Below are 15,827 nucleotides of genomic sequence, written 5' to 3' on the forward strand. Positions count from 1 at the left end.
TCCTCCGTTATTTATTATGTATCCTTATTGTACTATTTTTTACAAATGTCTCATAGATTCTTGTTTATCTTACATATTATGCCCGTTAATTTCCGCTGCAGGCACTCAAGCTTTCCCTCGGGACTGCCGACGCCCCCGACGCTCTGCGTCTGCGGGGTATTCCATTGTACGCTACTCCCTCAGGAATTTGAATAAACTTCCTTGAATGAGCATTTTCGAGGATCTCGCACCTTCCGCTCCAATCAACTCAGTGAATAACTCATTTAGAAGATTAAAAACAACAAATTGAAGTTTTATACTCCGGGCAAAATAAAAAGAGGTGTATTAAATACACCTCTGGATTGCCTAAGATCATTCTGTTATTAAAGTACCTGAGCTTGTTTAACTTGAACTGGACCCATACCGCGAGGAATTTCGATATTCTCACGCGTTTGAGCTCCTAACGATTCTGCAATAAAGTCTGCAGCGATGTTAGGGTCAAGATCTCCACACGTATACACATCAATGCTGGCATAGCCATGCTCCGGGAAGCTGTGAATAGTTAAATGAGATTCAGAGATGATAACCACTCCGCTTACACCCTGTGGCGCAAACTTATGAAATGCAACCTCGCGAATTTCAGCACCAGATTTTAATGCAGCATTTACGAATGTCTGCTCAATAAAATCCATATCATTTAACTTTTCAAAATCGCATCCCCAAAGTTCTGAGATTACGTGACGACCCATAGTTTCCATATTCAAATTTCCCCCTTTAAACTTTTAAGCTATTAATTAATGAAATTCCAGATTTAAACTGGTCCATAACTACCACGGGGGAAAGTTAGTCCAGAGAGGTCCTAACCCTTTAAGTAGCTACCATACCAAAACCTCGGAGAAGTTCACGAGGATTAGTATACTTTGTTTAATTTCTTTTTGCAACACATTGTTTTACATTTTTTTTGGCAAAATCCTTGAAGGCTTTGTCCTTCTCAGGATTTAATTCTGTCCAATAAAAGGAGCCTGCCGGGGAATGGCAGGCTTAAGGGTATGGGTAGTTTTATATTAAGAGAAACTGGCAATTAACCAATTTTTACTGCAGATGCCTGAAAAAGTTCCTGTGCAACAAATTTTGTTAAATCTACAACGCGGCAAGAATAGCCCCACTCATTATCGTACCATGCAAGTACTTTCACTTTGCTGGTGCCGATTACCATTGTTGATAATCCATCAATGATGGCAGAGTGTTCATTTGTGTTGAAATCAATTGAAACCAATGGTTCGTCAGTAATATCAAGGATACCGTGCAGCGATCCCTGTGAAGCAGCTGCAAAAGCCGCATTCACTTCTTCTATTGTAACGTCGCGCTTTAAGTCCACCACGAGGTCAACTAAAGATACGTTAGGCGTTGGGACACGGAGTGCCATTCCATGCAATTTGCCCTTTAAGTGAGGCAATACCAGCGACAATGCTTTTGCGGCACCAGTGGAAGTCGGGATTATGGACTGTCCGCAAGCACGGGCCCGGCGCAAATCCTTATGCGGGTTATCAATATTTTTTTGGTCGTTAGTATATGCATGAACTGTTGTCATAAGTCCGTTTTCAATGCCAAATTGTTCATCAAGGACTTTTGCAACAGGTGCAAGGCAGTTTGTTGTACATGATGCATTTGAAATAATATCATGTTCTTCAATTTTTAATGCGCTTTCATTTACGCCCATAACAACAGTCACATCTTCATTTTTTCCAGGAGCAGTAAGTATTACTTTTTTAGCCCCGGCTTCAAGGTGAAGAGCTGCTTTATCACGTGAATTGAACTTTCCTGTAGCTTCAATGACGATATCGATGTTCAATTCTTTCCACGGAAGTTCTTCAGGATTCCTGTTGCTGACAAGCTGAACACTTTTGCCGTTCACTACAATAGCATTGTCTTCCGGAACAACACTTCCTTCGAATTGTCCGTGGTTTGTATCATATTTAATCAAGTGTGCCAAAGTTTCAGCTGGATAACTTGCATTTATGGCAACCACTTCAAGATTTTCATCAAGGATGGCTTTTCTAAAAACCATACGTCCAATTCTTCCAAAACCGTTAATCGCTATTCTCGCCTTCATGTTACGGCCCCTTCCGCATTAGTGTTATACTTTTGTTCCCTAAGATGTAATTAGTATAACATATTAAAAATCATTTGTGATGGATTAAATGCGGATTTTTTAATGTTTAACAATTCAGAAATATGAGCTCTTTACTTTCAGCAGGTTTTATGGGGGAATGTGCAAAAATACTGAAACATAATGTTTATTTTTGTCATACTAATTGGGTATTAAATGCAACAAAAAAAAGAGCCTGTAACAGGCCCTTAGATAGCATTCCATTTTCTTAAAATACTCCACAATTGTTTCTCTGTTTCTTCAATCCTGCCATTATTATCAATTACAGCATCGGCCAATGCCTTCTTTTCCCTTAAAGGCATTTGGGAACGGATTCTTGCCATTGCTTCTTTTTCGGAAAGCTGATTTCTTTGCATCAGCCTCTGCAGCTGTATACCTTCATCTGCATAAACTAATAATGTTTTGTCGCACATGTATTGTAATTTACTTTCAAATAAAAGCGGTATATCTAAAATAATCAGCTGTTCATTACGGCTGATTGCTTGTTCCTTTTTGGCTGTCATTCTTTTGCGGACGGCAGGATGTACAATGCTATTTAAGGCTTTCCGCTCATTTTCATAATGAAAAATAACGGAGCCCAGTTCTGCACGATCAATTGAACCGTCTTTGAGGAGAATGCTTTCCCCAAAATGACGGACAATTTCCTGATAAGCTTCTTCTCCTTTTTCAACAGCTAATCTGGCTTCTATATCCGCGTCGATTACAGTGTACTCTTTTTCGATTAGGAGAGATGAAACGGTGCTTTTCCCGCTTGCAATCCCGCCTGTCAAACCTACAATCAGTGACATAGTGTGTTCCTTTCATATAAAATGCTAGATTTTTAATATCCCGATTACGATTAAAATAATTCCAGGGATGAATGAAAACTTATGAACCCATCCGCTTTTGGAGAAGAGGGATCCTACTTGCATTCCCATAAACACAAACAGAGAACTCATAACGGCGACAGTCATTGCCAGGTAGAAAGGTGAGTATCCAAGCATGGCTGCACCGATTCCAGCTCCGAAAGCATCAAGGGATAAAGCAAGCCCGAGCATAAGTGCTTCAATTCCTGTGATGGTTCCGGATTTGTCAAAATCAGCGGACATCGGCTTTTTCAGGATATTAATGACAAGCCCAAGAGATTTGATTTCCAGGTTCACAATCGTTTTTTCATGCGGCAGGACATCCTTAACTTTTTCCGGCCTGAAAAATTGATAAAGTACCCAGGCACCGAGAAAAATAAGTATAACTCCCCCTAAACTTTCAGCTAAAGCCGGAGATAAAAAGGCTTCTATAAAATGGCCAATTGTCATGGCAGCCATTAATATTAAAGCTGAACAGCAAGCGATTATACTGATCGATTTAAATGGTATGCTCATTTTCCTTAAGCCATAGGTTAAACCGACACTAAAACTGTCAAGACTGACAGCAAAAGCAAGTATCAAAAGAGAGAATGTATTCGCCATAGAATAGAGCTCCTTCCTGTCAATCGCTAAGATAGTATATGGAAGAAGCCCATCCAATGTTATTCGAAACGCATTTCAGCTCTATTCTGCATTATTATTTTTTCTGGCAGGCCGGACAGTAAACTGTCCCCCTGCCTCCTGTCACGATCCGCTCAAGCGTGCTTCCGCAGACTTTGCAATCTTCCCCTTTTCGCCCATACACAAAAAGTTCGAGCTGAAACATGCCAATTTGCCCTTGGGAATTAACATAGGAGCGTATGGTGCTCCCTCCCTTTTCAACCGCTTCCCTCAAAGTATCCGCAATCTCTTTGTGAAGTGTCTCCAATTCACTCCTTGTTAAGCTATTTGCCGCTCTTTCAGGATGTATTCGTGAACGGAATAATGCTTCATCGACATAAATATTTCCTAACCCTACGATCGTTTTCTGATCGAGAAGTGCAGTTTTGATATTGCGGGAGGTCCGTGCAAGTCTCGCAGCAAGGTCGTCTGCTGTAAACTCTTCCGCAAATGGTTCCGGTCCAAGGTGTGCCAGCGGAAGAGTCGTAAATTCTTCGCCCTTTGCATATAAGTGCATCGTTCCAAATTTACGGACATCCTTATATCTGAGCTCAGTGCCATCTGTAAAATGAAAAATCACATGAGTGTGTTTTTCAACAGGATCTTCTTCTAAAAAAAGTCCGTACCTGCCTTCCATTCTCAGATGGGACACAAGGGCATAATCATTGGTATAGAGTATTAAAAACTTTCCTCGCCTGCCAATGTCCTGAAAAATTTGACCTGCTAAAGCATCCTTGAATTGGCCAGCCTCTTCCGGATGCTTAACCATTTTGGGCCAGAAAACCGAAACATGTGCAATGGTTTTGCCGATCACCAATTCCTGCAATGTTCTTCTGACCGTTTCAACTTCTGGAAGTTCCGGCATGGTCCTCCCTCCTTTGTAAATCAGTTAAAAATGCTTGGGACTTTGCTTTATGATATATTTTGAATCCTGTTTGCTGGGGTGTAACTTTCCGCTGCAGGCACTCGCTTTCCGCGGGGCTTCCGGGAGCCTCCTCGGCGCTATGCGCCTGTGGGGTCTCCGTGGGTTCGCCACTCCCGCAGGAGTCTCGCACCTTCCACTCCAATTAACACGATCTTTAATAGCACTTAGCATATCACAACAAGAAAAATCATTTTAGGTGAATTACTTGCAAAGTAAATTCCTCAAGATCAACTTTTATTTCGCATCAAACCACGTTGGCCCAAAGGAATAATCCACTTTAAGCGGAACTTTTAATTCTACTGCATTTTCCATAACGTCCGGTACGATTTTTTTGAGCGTCTCTATTTCATCCTCTGGCACTTCAAAGATCAGTTCATCGTGAACCTGCAGTAAAAGGCGGGCTTTGAGTTCTTCTTTTCTTAGGCGGTCAGCCATATCAATCATGGCTTTTTTAATTATATCTGCCGCGCTTCCCTGGATCGGTGTATTCATGGCGGTTCGTTCCGCAAAGCTTCGAAGGTTGAAGTTTCGGCTAGTGATTTCAGGCAGATACCTTCTTCTGTGAAGAAGGGTCGAGACATATCCTTTTTGTTTAGCATCATGGATAATATCATCCATATACTGCTTAACGCCAGGATAACTTTCCAGATAGCGGTCAATAAATTTACCCGCTTCTTTCCGTGTGATGCCCAGGCTTTGGGAAAGGCCATAATCACTGATTCCGTAGACAATTCCAAAGTTAACTGCCTTTGCATGGCGCCGCATATTGGACGTAACTTCATCGGCATTAACGTGGAATACTTCCATTGCCGTTTTCGTGTGAATATCCATATCTTCAATAAATGCTTCAATCAGCTTTTCATCATCTGCAATATGAGCCAGTACTCTCAGTTCAATCTGCGAGTAGTCTGCTGCAAAAATGGCCCAGCCAGGTTCTGAAGGGACAAATGCCTGCCTGATTTTTCGCCCTTCCTCCAGACGGATCGGAATATTCTGCAGGTTTGGATCTGTTGAACTTAACCTACCTGTCTGTGTAAGAGCCTGATTAAATCTGGTGTGGACTTTGCCTGTTTCATAGTTAACCACCTTAAGCAGGCCTTCAATATAAGTGGATTGAAGTTTGCCAAGCTGGCGGTAATGCAGGATGTCCCGGATAATTTCATGGCTGTTCTCAAGTTTCTCCAGGACATCAGCAGATGTGGAATAACCTGTTTTTGTTTTTTTAATGGCGGGCAGCCCTAATTTTTCAAAAAGGATCACTCCGAGCTGTTTTGGAGAATTGATATTAAAGGCTTCCCCGGCAAGCTCATGTATGCGCTTTTCGATTTCATCCAATTTGGAGAGCAGGTCTTGTCCCATTGTTTTCAGGCGCTCAAGATCCACTTTAATACCGGTTGATTCCATATCAGCCAATATCAGAGACAGCGGCATTTCCAGGTCATAAAACAGCTCGGATTGCTGGTTTTCCTTCAATTCACTATCCAGTTTTTCCTTCAATGTCATCAAGGCCGCTGCTTTCCTTGCCAAATGCCCGGCAAGTTCCTTTTCTTCCGGAATCCGTCTTTTTGCTCCTTTTCCGTAAAAAGCTTCATCAGATTGAATCGCGTTATAGCCATGATTTTTTGCTATAGAGGCCATATCTTCAATAGTCTGAGACGGGTTAATAAGATAAGAAGCAATATAAAGGTCAAAATCAGCACCTTTTAAATGAACACCATGATGCCGGAGTGAGACTTCCGATCTTTTGGCATCATAGACTGTCTTCTTTTTGGTTTCATCTTCAGCCCATCTTTTAAAAACATCTGACTCTAAAGCCGTATCTTTGGAGAAGAAGAAATTCCCCTTAGCATTCGCAACGGAAAAACCAATGATGTCTGCATAATGGTAATTATCTTCTAGAAGCTCGACATAAAATGCATTTTCATCAGTAAACATCTCTTCCTTAATTTCATCTGCAATGATAAATTCAATTTCTTCAAGATTTTCTTCGACCGCTTCTGTGTCACCGCCAAGCTTTTCCAGTAAAGAGTTAAAGCCTAATTCTTTAAAGATGCTTATGACTTTTTCTTTTTCAAAACCTTCATATTCAATGTCTTCAATTCTAATTTCAACAGGGGCTTCTCTCGTGATAGTGGCAAGCTCTTTGCTCATTAAAGCTTGATCCCTGAATTCTTCCAGCTTTTCCTTCAGTTTTTTTCCGCTCACCTTATCAACTGACTCCAAGAGCTCTTCAAGGGTTCCAAACTCTTTGAGCAATTTAAGGGCTGTTTTTTCTCCCACTCCTGGAACACCTGGGATATTATCTGAACTATCTCCCATTAGGCCTTTCATATCAATAATTCTGTCAGCCGTGATTCCGTATTTTTCTTCTATATGAGCTGGTGTATATTCTTCAATATCAGTAATTCCTTTACGGGTAATGCTGACTGTTACAGCATCGGAACTTAACTGTGTCAAATCCTTATCCCCTGATATAACTTTTACTTCACATCCATCTTTTTCAGCTTGAAGCGACAAAGTTCCGATGATATCATCAGCTTCATAGTTTTCCAGTTCATATCTGGAAATTCCGTAAGCATCCAGCAGCTCTCTTATATAAGGGAACTGTTCGGACAGCTCAGGCGGAGTTTTCTGCCTTCCTCCTTTATACTCGCTGAAGGTTTTATGGCGGAAGGTTGTTTTTCCGGCATCAAATGCCACAAGGAGATGAGTTGGTTTTTCATCCTCGAGAATCCTTTGCAGCATCATGGTAAATCCGTAGACAGCATTTGTATGTATTCCTTTATCATTGTTTAAAAGCGGCAAAGCAAAAAATGCCCGATAAGCGATGCTGTTGCCATCAATCAGAACAAGCTTTTTTTTATCCAACTAATATCTCCTCCTCTTAAGAAAAGCGCAAGCGCCTTGCCCACAATAAAAAAGCCGACATTTTCCTTTATTCTATCATGAGCAGATAGAGAAAGAAAAATAACGGCTTTGGGGTTAAAAGTAATTAATCCGTATACCCCATCAGCAGTCGGGCATATGGTGAGTCCGAAGGGAGAACAATTACAGTCTCGCCATTAATGGTCTTTTTATAGGATTCAAGCGTGCGGTATAAGGAATAAAATTCAGGATCCTTTGAGAAGGCTTCGTTGTAGACTTTCGCAGCTCCCGCTTCTCCTTCCGCGCGGATCGTTTCAGCATCTGCCTGGGCCTTGGCCAGCATTTCCCTGACATTCCTATCCGTTTCAGCAATGATGATATTCTTCTGGGCATCACCCTTGGACAGGTATTCCTGGGCTGTTGACTGGCGCTCTGAAATCATCCTGGTGTACACGGACTGTTCGTTTTCAGAAGGTAAATCTGTTCGTTTAATTCGGACATCTGTTACTGTGATTCCATAGTTATCATTAGAAAGCAATTCATTCACTTTAGTAGTAATCTGATCATTCAATGATCCCCTTGATGACTTTTCATCATTAATTATTTCATCATAATTCAGCCGGCCCAATTCGGAGCGGGTCACGGAGTAGATGAACTCTTCCATTCTGGCCTCCGCCCCCTCCAATGATCTGGCGTTTGAGATCATTTTCTTAGGGTCATCAATTTTCCATACTGCATAATTATCAATAATCATGACCTTTTTATCCTTTGTATTGATTTCAGCTTCGGACACGTCATAAGTCATTTGGTATTTTGGGAGCGTGGAAACACTTTGAATAAATGGTATTTTGTATGTTAATCCAGGCTCGCTCTCAATCCTGACCACCTCACCAAATTGCCGGATGACCCTGTACTCCCCTTCCTTTACAATAAAAAGGTTGCTGAAAAGAATTGCGAGTGCGGCAATGACAAGCACAAGGATGAGTCCAAGTTTGGTATAACTTCTCCACTTGAAATTCCCGCCCCGCTCATTGATATTTACGACATTTTGATCACTCATTATCCGCACCAGCTTCCTCTTTCGGTTTGGTCTGTTCTTTCTCAAGCGGCCTGATCGGGAAATATTTCATTGTATTTCCATCGTCATTCATAATGTAAATTTCAGCACCTGGAAGGACTTGCTCCAGCGTTTCAATGACAAGCCGCTCTCTTGTGATGTCAGGATTATTCTTGTATTCTCCATACAATTTATTAAATACCGCCACATCTCCACGTGCTCTCTCCAGGCGCGCCGCTTTTTCACCTTCCGCTTTGGAGGCAAGAGCCTCCTTCTCACCTTCTGCTTCATTCATTCTCTGGTTCTTATATTTTTCTGCTTCATTTTTTTTGGTATTGGCGGTTTCCCTCGCATCCGTTACATCCGTAAAGGCTTTTCTGACATCATCATTCGGCAGTTCCACATCCTGCAGTTTGACTGCAAGAACGGATATGCCAATATCATATTTTTCAATTAAAGAGGTTAGGAGCTCTCTGACATCAGCTTCAATCTCTGCTTTTCCTGAAGTTAGCGCATCATCAATTTTAGATCCGCCTATAATACTTCTTAAGGATGAGGAAGTAGCATCATATAGGATTTCTTCTGGGTCTTCAGCATTATAAAGATATTTTTCCGGATCCGTAATTTTCCACTGTACAACCAGATCTGCCAGAACGATATTTTCATCACCGGTTATCATCTTTGTCTCATCAGGAAAATCCTTTATTTGTCCATCTTTTTCTTCATATCCAAACTGCAGCGAAAAAGTTTCTTTTGAAAGCTTCTCCACGCTTTGGACAGGCCATGGCAGTTTGAAATGAAGTCCCGGCTCCGTAATGCCTTCCTCCACTTTCCCAAATGTTAAAATGACTGCCTGATCCGATTCATCGACGGTGTACCATGTTGTAAAGGCAACTATACTTAACATAACAATTGCCAGAATTAGGCCTGCGATTGTATAAATCCGCTTTAAGCTGACCATTTCCTCTCCCCTTCCCTAGCACTCTTTCTATAACTTTTCATACGATTTATTTACGTAAAGGTTTCATAAATATGACAAAAGTTAAAGAAAGAAGGAAAATCAGCAAAAATGAAAAAGGCGAAAGCGGGGTCAGCTTTCACCTTTTTCTATGGCTCCTTGGATGAAGGGGTTTAACAATTATGATTTTATCAGCGGAATGTAAAGGGGGCATAAATCTGCTGTAAAATTAATGTAAAGTTAAACCTGCCACTTCATCCATTTTTTTCATTATTCATTTTAGGAAGTTCAATTATAAAGGAGGTGCCTTTGCCGACCTCACTCTTTACTGAGATGGATCCTTTATGTGCTTCAACCAGATGCTTTACGATGGCAAGGCCCAGTCCTGTACCGCCGGAATTCCTGCTTCTAGCTTTATCCACCCGATAAAAACGTTCAAAAATACGAGGGATTTCACTGGCTTCAATTCCAATCCCCGTATCCTTTATTTCAGTCAAAACTGTGCTTCCGGTCTTTGCCGCCGAAATATAGATGACCCCCTGATTCGGCGTATATGAAATTGCATTTGATATGGTATTTATAAACACCTGCTTAAGCCGGTGAACATCACCTTCAATATATACCGGTTTTTCATCTCTCTGATATTCAAAAACAATTTCCTTTTCTGCTGCTTTCCCTTTCATAATGGCCATTACATCTTCGAGCACATCAGTCAGATCCAGCGGCTGAATGGAAAGGCTGAATCCTTGCTTTTCTATTTTCGATAGATCCAGCAAATCCTGAATAAGAGATTGAAGCCGATCACTTTCCTTCAAAATGATACTGAGGAAATCATTTAGAGCCTGTTTGTCTTCCATCGCTCCATCCAAAAGAGTTTCCGAAAAACCCTTTATAGAGGTTATAGGTGTTTTCAATTCATGAGAAACGTTTGCTACAAAATCCTTCCTCATCTGCTCAAGCTTTTTCAGTTCTGTAATATCATGAAAAACAAGTAAAATCCCTTTCCATTCATCATTCGTGCCAATAATCGGGACTCCATATACTTCAAAGTAACGCCTTTCGATATTAACGGGAATAATAAGCTGTTTTTTTACTTTCTGCTCAGTCATGAAAATTTCTTCAACCATTTCGGTAATACCTTTGTGCTCAATCACTTCATAATAGAGTTTGTAAAGATATTCAGAAGGATTTGCATTGAAAACCTCTTTGTATGGCCGGTTCATTAAATTAATATAGCCTCTGCTGTCAATAAGAATCAGGCCGCTTCCCATGTTTTCAATGAGAGCCCCAAGCCGATCCTGCTGCATTTCCTGGGACTTCACCATTTCCTGAAGATTCCTTGCTAATACATTGATAGACTTACTCAGCATACCTGTTTCGTCTTCCTGATCTTCATATGTTCTTGCCCGGTAGTTTCCCTTTGTAAGTTCAATTGCAACCTTTGTGGCTGACTCGATAGGTTTTGTATACCGTGCCGTAATTCTTGATCCAAGCAGAATAATAACAAATAAAGAAAGGCCCAGGCTGATAGTCAAAATCCACCAAATCTGCTGGTAAGCCTTTTGGAATTCAGCCATCTTTGTGCTTAAGAAGATATAGCCCTCCTTCTCGCCATTTATCATGACAGGCTGCCAATAATAGTGCAGGTTAAACCCTCCGGCCACTTCCAATCCTGATTCATTTGCAGATTCCTTTTTTAATACTTCTAATATAATTTCCTGATGCCTGCTTTGTGTTGTCTCACTTTTGACGCTGCTGTCCATTAGTATTCTGCCCTGGCCATCAGTAGCAGTTACACGCAAATCAAGAATGGCTCCGAACTCATTGACCTTATCAAGGCTAAGGGATCCAATGCCTCCGTTGCCCTCAACATAGCTCGATACCAGTTCAGACTCTTTTTGCAGCCGTGCATCAAATGTTTTTAGATAATAGCTTTTAAAAAGCTGGCCTAAAAGAAGGCCTAACGCAATTAAAACAACCAGAATTAAAGTGAGCAATGCGAATAGCAGGCGGGTGCGAAAGGTGTTCATTCTCCTTTAGGCTCCTCCAATTTGTAGCCCAGTCCGCGAATGGTCTTTATATATACAGGTTTTTTAGTGTTTGTTTCAATCTTCTCTCTTAAATGGCTAATATGTACATCAACGATTCTTGTATCTCCCGCAAAATCATAATTCCAGACTGCGCTAAGAAGCTGATCCCTTGTAAGAACACGGCTCTTATTCTTGGCAAGATATAATAGCAATTCAAATTCCTTCGGAGTTAATTCAAGGAGTTCTTCTTCAAAATAAGCTTCATAATGCTGTGGAAATATCTTCAGGCCGCCAATCCTCAAAGAATCGCCATCTTCTGTTTTCTCCTCAGCAGCCTCAGGCACAAATTGAGTTCTCCTTAAGATGGCTTTAACTCTGGCAACCACTTCGCGGGGGCTGAAGGGTTTTGTCATGTAATCATCCGCACCAAGTTCAAGTCCAAGTACTTTATCAAATTCATCATCCTTGGCAGTCAGCATCAAAATAGGTGTCCCAATTTTCTGCTGTCTAAGCTGTTTGCATACTTCAATTCCATCAAGCTTTGGAAGCATAAGATCAAGTACAATTAGATCCGGCTTTTCAGAAATGGCCAGATCTTTTCCTTCCTGGCCATCCATGGCTGTGATCACTTCATAGCCCGCCTGCTGCAGGTTATATTGAAGTAAAGTTACGATAGATTGTTCATCATCTACAACTAGAATTTTCTTATCCATACGATCCTCCGAGTGAATGAATTACCCCTGTTTGAAACCTCAGCTGAAACAGCACCATTGGAGTGTCAGCGATCTTTTTAAAAGCAGGTATCCCTCCTGCCTATCAAACCCCTATTTACCATATACCTTTATTATAATATATTTCATGATTTTTTTTCGGATCAATTGTGGGATAGGACTGGATTCATAAAAAAAAGATGTGCGTTTTCTGCACATCTTTTTACTATCAGAAATTATCCAGAGCATTCCCATCCATCGGCTGAGGCTTGTATGGCGGGCATATAAGGAGCTGTCCGTTAATAACCGTCTGCTCCTCTTCATTTGTCCCCTGTACCTTAATTTGTACGGTGTGACTTGAGGTGTTCACTTCTATTACCTCGAATAAAAATTGAACTGTGCCATAATGAAAGACAGGCTTCACATACTCGATCTCCTGCTTTAAAACATGACTTCCTGGCCCCGGCAAATATTTTGATATGGCAGAGTTAATGATGCCATTCAGCATAACACTTGGCACAATCGGTTTTTTATAAGGTGTTTGTGAGGCATAGTCATGCTGGATATATAAAGGGTTTGCATCGTTCGTTAAGCCCAGGTACAGCAATAGGTCCTTATCTTCTATTTTTTCTGTAAGCGTCAGTTTTTCGCCAACAGATATTTCATCAATGGTTCTTCCCAGTTTTCTTTTTTTTCCAAGCAGCATATCTTAGCACCTCCAAGTATTGTAACCGTTTACATAGTTGCTGTAAAAAATAGACTGTAAAATATTTTAAATTATTCAGTCTATTTTTTATATGATATCATTTTATACTATTTCCCAAAAGGGCTTCCAGTAAAAAAATTCGGAGAGTCGACCCCGAATTTTTTTACTATCTATTTCCGAAATCATTGACTGGCTTAAGAATTCTGCAAGCTGATTCAGCACGGGTCACTTGCTTTCTGCGGGGCGGGCGGTGAGCCTCCTCGCCGCTTTGCGCCTGTGGGTTCTCACCAGGACATTGAATAATCTCCCTTGAATCAACACCGCACGAAGGAAATGCGATAGCATTTTCGAGGATCAAGTGACTTCCGCTCCAATCAACTCAGCGATTAAACTGAGACAGCTGAATTGAAAACACTAGCCATCTTTCCTTAGTATGCTAACACTTCCATTACCTTGCGAACTGACTCTGCCGATTTATCGAGGGCAGCTTTTTCCTCGCTTGTCAGTTCAAGTTCGATTACTTTTTCAATACCGTTTGCTCCAAGGATTGCAGGCACACCCAGATAGATTCCTTCGTAGCCATATTCCCCTTCCAGGTAAGCAATGGAAGGCAGTACGCGTCGCTGATCTTTAAGGATAGCTTCACACATTTCCACAAGGGAAGCAGCCGGAGCATAGTATGCACTTCCATTGCCTAATAAGTTGACGATTTCCCCGCCGCCTTTACGCGTGCGCTCAACAATGGCATCAAGACGATCTTTTGAAATTAATGTTTCCAAAGGAATGCCGCCTGCATATGAATAGCGGACTAGCGGAACCATATCATCACCGTGTCCGCCAAGTACGAATCCTGTAATGTCTTTAACAGACAAATTCAGTTCCTGGGCCACAAATGTGCGGAAACGGGCAGTATCAAGAACACCCGATTGGCCAATTACACGGTTTTTGGGGAAGCCTGATTCTTTGAAGACTGTATAGGTCATCGCATCCACTGGATTAGTCAGAACAACAATATAGCTGTTTGGGGAATGTTTTAAAATCTCCTGAGCTACACTTTTCATAATCTTTTGGTTCGTTTGCACAAGGTCGTCCCGGCTCATGCCTGGCTTCCTGGCTATGCCTGCTGTAATAACGACAATGTCAGAGTCCTTTGTATCTTCATAGCTGGACGTACCCGTGATGTTCGCATCGAATCCTTGAACAGGACTTGCTTCAAGCATATCAAGAGCTTTACCCTTTGTCGGATTTTCCATTTGCGGTATATCGACCAGTACAACGTCTCCAAGTTCCTTTTGGGCAAGCAAAAATGCGGTTGTTGCTCCAGTAAATCCCCCACCGATTACAGAAATCTTTTTGCGTTTCAATGACATGAGCAGTTCCTCCTTTAGGAAATGAAAGTATCAGGAATTTGCATTCCTTATGTAAGAGCTGTTTTATTAAAACAGTCATCCTATTAGCTTTACACATTCATCACTTACAAAAATCGCCAGCTGTCCAGCTGCAGAAGTTTCCCTAAGAAGCAATCTAAATAACACTGCAGAAATAGTATATTAGCCAAAAGCGCCTTTTATTAAAGGCGCTTTTGTTTTTTTACTCCATATTTTTAATTAATTCGTCTGCAAATTCAGAGCATTTCACTTCAGTTGCTCCATCCATTAGACGGGCAAAATCATATGTTACGACTTTTGAAGCAATAGATTTTTCCATAGATTTAACGATCATGTTTGCAGCTTCGTTCCATCCAAGGTGTTCAAGCATTAATACACCTGAAAGAATAACAGAAGAAGGGTTAACCTTATCAAGGCCAGCATACTTTGGAGCTGTACCATGAGTTGCTTCGAAGATCGCATGTCCAGTTTCATAGTTAATGTTAGCTCCTGGAGCAATACCGATGCCGCCAACCTGTGCAGCAAGTGCGTCAGAAATATAATCGCCGTTCAAGTTCATTGTCGCAACAACATCAAACTCTTTTGGACGGGTAAGGATCTGCTGAAGGAAAATATCAGCAATCGCATCTTTAACGATAATTTTGCCGGCTGCTTCTGCTTCTGCCTGTGCTTTGTTCGCAGCTTCAACACCCTGCTCATCTTTAATGCGGTCATATTGAGCCCAAGTGAATACTTTTTCTCCGTACTCCCTTTCAGCAAGCTCATAACCCCAATTTTTAAAGGCACCCTCAGTAAATTTCATGATATTGCCTTTATGTACAAGTGTTAGAGATTTGCGGCCTTCTTTGATTGCATACTCAATGGCAGCGCGTACAAGACGGCTAGTTCCTTCTTCTGAAACAGGCTTAATGCCGATGCCTGAGGTTTCCGGGAAGCGGATCTTATTAACGCCCATTTCATCCTGAAGGAATGAAATTAGCTTTTTAACCTCATCAGAGCCTTTTGCATACTCGATGCCGGCATAGATATCTTCAGTATTTTCACGGAAAATAACCATGTCAGTATCCTGAGGGCGCTTAACTGGAGAAGGAACTCCTTCAAACCAGCGGACCGGACGCAGGCACACGAATAGGTCAAGCTCCTGGCGAAGCGCAACATTCAGGGAACGGATGCCGCCGCCGATTGGCGTAGTTAATGGTCCTTTAATCGCAATAAGATATTCATTGATCAAATCAAGTGTTTCCGAAGGAAGCCACTCACCAGTCTGATTGAAAGCTTTTTCTCCTGCTAACACTTCTTTCCAGACAAGCTTGCGCTCACCTTTATATGCTTTTTCAACAGATGCATCCAATACACGGGAAGCTGCTGCCCAAATATCAGGACCTGTTCCGTCTCCTTCGATAAAAGGAACGATTGGATTGTTTGGTACGTTTAATACACCATTAGTAACTGTGATTTTTTCACCTTGCATTGTTATACCCTCCATTTTGAAAAGTGCGAGCATCAGCCTTTTTATTTATATAGTTTACGGCAC

The 15,827-nt window shown here is 41.4% G+C and carries 13 protein-coding genes; all 13 read right to left on the reverse strand.

What is annotated here, in order from left to right; all coding sequences use genetic code 11:
- Positions 1 to 362: 362 nt before the first annotated feature.
- The 13 genes from speD to icd all read right to left on the reverse strand — a co-directional run bounded on the left by speD (position 363) and on the right by icd (position 15,764).
- A complete protein-coding gene (gene speD / locus ACR42H_RS21715) occupies positions 363 to 737 on the reverse strand; it encodes an adenosylmethionine decarboxylase (protein WP_009333223.1) in 375 nt (124 codons plus the stop codon).
- A gap of 323 nt (positions 738 to 1,060) precedes the next feature.
- On the reverse strand, positions 1,061 to 2,092 hold the full coding sequence (locus ACR42H_RS21720) for a glyceraldehyde-3-phosphate dehydrogenase (protein ID WP_113882634.1): 1,032 nt from the start codon (positions 2,090 to 2,092) through the stop codon (positions 1,061 to 1,063).
- Positions 2,093 to 2,337: 245 nt separating this feature from the next.
- Positions 2,338 to 2,937: a dephospho-CoA kinase gene (coaE, locus tag ACR42H_RS21725; RefSeq protein WP_436373199.1), complete on the reverse strand. Its 600-nt coding sequence runs from the start codon at positions 2,935 to 2,937 to the stop codon at positions 2,338 to 2,340.
- A gap of 24 nt (positions 2,938 to 2,961) precedes the next feature.
- Positions 2,962 to 3,597, reverse strand: a complete 636-nt coding sequence (ytaF, locus tag ACR42H_RS21730; protein WP_436373201.1) for a sporulation membrane protein YtaF — start codon at positions 3,595 to 3,597, stop codon at positions 2,962 to 2,964.
- A gap of 94 nt (positions 3,598 to 3,691) precedes the next feature.
- On the reverse strand, positions 3,692 to 4,519 hold the full coding sequence (mutM, locus tag ACR42H_RS21735; protein WP_113882631.1) for a DNA-formamidopyrimidine glycosylase: 828 nt from the start codon (positions 4,517 to 4,519) through the stop codon (positions 3,692 to 3,694).
- Positions 4,520 to 4,813: 294 nt separating this feature from the next.
- Positions 4,814 to 7,447 (reverse strand): DNA polymerase I, encoded by a 2,634-nt coding sequence (polA, locus tag ACR42H_RS21740; protein ID WP_436373203.1) that lies wholly within the window; start codon positions 7,445 to 7,447, stop codon positions 4,814 to 4,816.
- Between the two features lie 124 nt (positions 7,448 to 7,571).
- Positions 7,572 to 8,504 (reverse strand): protease modulator HflC, encoded by a 933-nt coding sequence (hflC, locus tag ACR42H_RS21745; protein ID WP_113882629.1) that lies wholly within the window; start codon positions 8,502 to 8,504, stop codon positions 7,572 to 7,574.
- Positions 8,497 to 9,462, reverse strand: a complete 966-nt coding sequence (hflK, locus tag ACR42H_RS21750; RefSeq protein ID WP_113882628.1) for an FtsH protease activity modulator HflK — start codon at positions 9,460 to 9,462, stop codon at positions 8,497 to 8,499. The genes hflC and hflK overlap by 8 nt, the downstream gene beginning before the upstream one ends.
- Before the next feature lie 251 nt (positions 9,463 to 9,713).
- Positions 9,714 to 11,489 (reverse strand): two-component system histidine kinase PnpS, encoded by a 1,776-nt coding sequence (gene pnpS / locus ACR42H_RS21755; RefSeq protein ID WP_436373206.1) that lies wholly within the window; start codon positions 11,487 to 11,489, stop codon positions 9,714 to 9,716.
- Positions 11,486 to 12,202, reverse strand: a complete 717-nt coding sequence (locus ACR42H_RS21760) for a response regulator transcription factor (RefSeq protein WP_113882626.1) — start codon at positions 12,200 to 12,202, stop codon at positions 11,486 to 11,488. Before ACR42H_RS21760 ends, pnpS begins: the two co-directional genes overlap by 4 nt.
- A gap of 226 nt (positions 12,203 to 12,428) precedes the next feature.
- Positions 12,429 to 12,905, reverse strand: a complete 477-nt coding sequence (locus ACR42H_RS21765) for a MaoC/PaaZ C-terminal domain-containing protein (protein ID WP_113882625.1) — start codon at positions 12,903 to 12,905, stop codon at positions 12,429 to 12,431.
- Between the two features lie 428 nt (positions 12,906 to 13,333).
- Complete coding sequence (gene mdh, locus ACR42H_RS21770) at positions 13,334 to 14,275, reverse strand: malate dehydrogenase (RefSeq protein WP_113882623.1); 942 nt, start codon at positions 14,273 to 14,275, stop codon at positions 13,334 to 13,336.
- Between the two features lie 220 nt (positions 14,276 to 14,495).
- A complete protein-coding gene (gene icd, locus ACR42H_RS21775; RefSeq protein ID WP_113882622.1) occupies positions 14,496 to 15,764 on the reverse strand; it encodes an NADP-dependent isocitrate dehydrogenase in 1,269 nt (422 codons plus the stop codon).
- Positions 15,765 to 15,827: the final 63 nt, after the last annotated feature.

Source organism: Cytobacillus sp. BC1816, from assembly GCF_051353635.1.
GTDB lineage: Bacteria > Bacillota > Bacilli > Bacillales > Cytobacillaceae > Cytobacillus > Cytobacillus oceanisediminis_C.